This is a genomic window from Streptomyces cahuitamycinicus, assembly GCF_002891435.1.
GTDB classification, from domain to species: domain Bacteria; phylum Actinomycetota; class Actinomycetes; order Streptomycetales; family Streptomycetaceae; genus Streptomyces; species Streptomyces cahuitamycinicus.
Genome location: NZ_POUC01000669.1, coordinates 1 through 2945, shown reverse-complemented (window position 1 = coordinate 2945; position 2945 = coordinate 1). Strand labels below are relative to the sequence as shown.

3 protein-coding genes are annotated in these 2945 nt (G+C 70.2%); 2 read left to right on the top strand and 1 reads right to left on the bottom strand.

What is annotated here, in order from left to right; all coding sequences use genetic code 11:
- Positions 1-58 precede the first annotated feature (58 nt).
- Positions 59-253, bottom strand: a complete 195-nt coding sequence (locus C1J00_RS41350) for a hypothetical protein (protein ID WP_030843336.1) — start codon at positions 251-253, stop codon at positions 59-61.
- A 298-nt stretch (positions 254-551) separates the two neighbouring features.
- Here C1J00_RS41350 and C1J00_RS41340 point away from each other — a divergent pair, with 298 nt between their 5' ends.
- Both C1J00_RS41340 and C1J00_RS41330 read left to right on the top strand, forming a co-directional pair.
- A complete protein-coding gene (locus C1J00_RS41340; RefSeq protein WP_102913968.1) occupies positions 552-944 on the top strand; it encodes an ankyrin repeat domain-containing protein in 393 nt (130 codons plus the stop codon).
- Positions 945-1244: 300 nt separating this feature from the next.
- Positions 1245-2663, top strand: coding sequence for a hypothetical protein (locus C1J00_RS41330; RefSeq protein ID WP_102913966.1), 1419 nt, complete (start codon positions 1245-1247; stop codon positions 2661-2663).
- Positions 2664-2945 lie beyond the last annotated feature (282 nt).

Genomic DNA, 2945 nt, shown 5'->3' with positions numbered 1-2945 from the left:
GGCCACTACTGCCTCCAGTGCGTGCGTACGGGCGGGATGCCTACGGGGAGCGGGGGCGTCAGAACTTGATCCCGCCGAGGAGGCTCGCCAGGCTCTCGCCGCCCGCCTTGATGCTCGGGGCGATGGCCGTACTCGCCAGGTAGAAGCCGAACAGCATGGCGACCACGGCATGCGAGGCCTTCAGCCCGTCCTTGCGGAAGAAGATGAAGACGACGATGCCGAGCAGGACCACGCCTGAGATGGAGAGGATCATTTGAGTTCTCCTGGTTCGCGGGGACAGTCACCATGAGTACTTCCAGGCTCACAGGATGTATCCATACGATAAAAGGTGCAACTGGGTGAAATGCGGACGATTTCCCCCGCGTGGCGGAGTGGTCCCGGGCCCGGTGGAGCCGGGCTGTTGCGCTTGTCCGGGTCTGTGCTGATCTTTACCTCGGGCACATCGGCTCATGTGCCGCACGAGCCAGTACCCTGGCGATTCACTCGTACGGCTGCGCCCCTCGCAGGCGTACGCACCCGAGACGATGTGCAATGGAGAGGTGGTCCGGCCGATGACCGAAGTCCCCGACCCCGAGGTCGTGGAACTGGCGACCAAGATCTTCGATCTGGCCCGGCGGGGACAGACCGAGGCGCTCGTGGCGTACGTCGACGCGGGGGTTCCGGCCAACCTCACCAACGACCGCGGCGACTCGCTCGTGATGCTCGCCGCCTACCACGGCCACTCCGACGCGGTGCGCGCGCTGCTGGAGCGCGGTGCCGAGGCCGACCGGGTGAACGACCGAGGCCAGACCCCGCTCGCCGGAGCGGTCTTCAAGGGCGAGACGGACGTGATCAAAGCCCTCCTGGAGGGCGGCGCCGACCCGTCCGCCGGCACCCCCTCGGCCGTCGACACCGCTCGGATGTTCGGCCGGACGGAATTGCTCGAACTGTTCGGCGAGCACTGAACCGACAGGTCCGACCAGCAAAAACACGGAAAACGGGGGAGGCGGTACAGGGCCGCCGAAATTTCGGTCGCGGCAGACGAGAGTGCCGAGTCATCATGACGACGTGGTTCACGGTCGTGATGGTTGGGCAAGTGTTGCCGCACCGCGCGGGCCGTGACGCGGTCCGCAAGGGCCACCGACGAGAGGCAGAGGAACATGGTCTACAGCAAGCAGGAAACGGCGGGCACTCCGACGTGTTGTCGCGCGGCCAGGTAGTACACGTCCCCGGTTGCGTCGACGCTTGATGTGAGGCTGTTTCCCATGTTCGATCCGGTCATAGCGCCCAGCGGTACGCTGCTCGGCCTGCTTCAGCGGGGCCGCGGCGACGGCACGTTGCACGCGCTCACCGCCCCCCGCCCCGAGGCGCTGGCGGCGTTGAACCACTGTGTGCTGCGCGATCCCCGCCACGACTGGCAGGTGGAGAACCGCTCCCTCTACTACGCCCGCCTCTACCTCGACCTGAACGGCGAGCTGGACGAGGTAGAGGCCCATCTCTTCTGCGCCGAGGACGTCCTCGACACCGAAGAGTCCCGTACCGGGCTCGCCCTCGCCGTCCTGGGGCACCTCGCCTCCTACGGCAGGCGGGACGCGCTGGAACTCCTGCGCCGGTACGCCGCCCACGGATCCAACTGGGCCTGGGCCCTCGACGAGCTCGCCCTCAGGGACGACGACGCGGGCCTGCGCGCCCTCGCCGCACCCGTCCTCGCCCGGTTCCCCGCCGATCCGGAGGGCGATGCCGAACTCGCCGTCACCGTCCGGGACGCCTTCGAGCCCAGGCCGTGGCGCCTGTGGGCCGAGGATCCCCGCGAATCCGTCGCGACACGCGTGCGTGCCGCCCACGAGACGGGCTCCTTCGACCGCTGGCAGCGGCAGATGCGGCCCTCCGGCCCCCGCCCGGGATGGAGCGTGCAGGCCGTCTTCGAGTGGGCCCAGCAGGGCATCGAGCGGGGTGCCGCCCTCCATGTGCCGGCCGCCCGCTGTCTCACCGCCGTGGCGGGCCCCGAGGACCGGGCCGAGATCGTCCGGGCTGCGAAGGACGGTACCGACGGGGCCCGGTGTACGGCCCTCCGGTACCTCGCCGACGGCAACGATCCCGAGGCCCTCGATCTGATCGACGGCGCGGTCGCCACCGGCTCGACGCTCGTCGTGGACGCGGCCGTCGACGCCTTCGAACGGATGCGCTCACTGGCCGCCGTGGACCGGGCGCGCGGCTGGGCCCATCGGCCCGACGCGCTGGGCGCCGCCGCCGGACGCGTCCTCGCCTGCCGGGGCGGAGTGCAGGACCGCGACCTCGTCCTCGCCGCGCTACGGGAGGCCGTGAGGGGCGAAGGCCCCGACGCGCAGACCCTGTGGACCCTCGTGGACGGCGCCGGACGGCTCGGCATCGCCTGCGCCGCCCCCGTACTGCGCCACGTCTACCGCGAGACCGCCTCCTCCCATCTGCGCGGACGGGCCGCCCGGGCCCTGGCCGCGACCGACCCCTCCTTCGCCACCGGCTTCGCCGTCGAATGCCTGTGGGACTGCGAGGAGACCACCCGGGAGATCGCCGCCCGGCACGCCGAGACCGGAGACACCCGCGTCGTCGAGCGACTGCGACGACTCGCCGCCGACCCGGCCGAGGAGGCAGAGGTCCAGACGGCCGTACGCAGCCGGATCGGTCCCGAGGAGACCCCTGTGTGACCCCCCTCCGCGGCAGGACGCCGGGGCGGAATCAGGCCGCCCGGGTGAACGAGGGGTGACTGGCGGGTCAGGAGAGCATGGACGCCGCCTGACCTTCGCGGGTGCACCTCAGAACGCTCATAGGACGTTCCTCGGCCGGAAAGATCCACGTTGACGCGGCCACGTCCGGCACGGCGACACCCTCGGTATGCGTGTCGTCATCGTGACCGCATCCTCCCCCCCCCCGATGTGAACGGCTGTCCCTTATACACATCTGACGCTGCCGACGAACCCTAGGGTGTA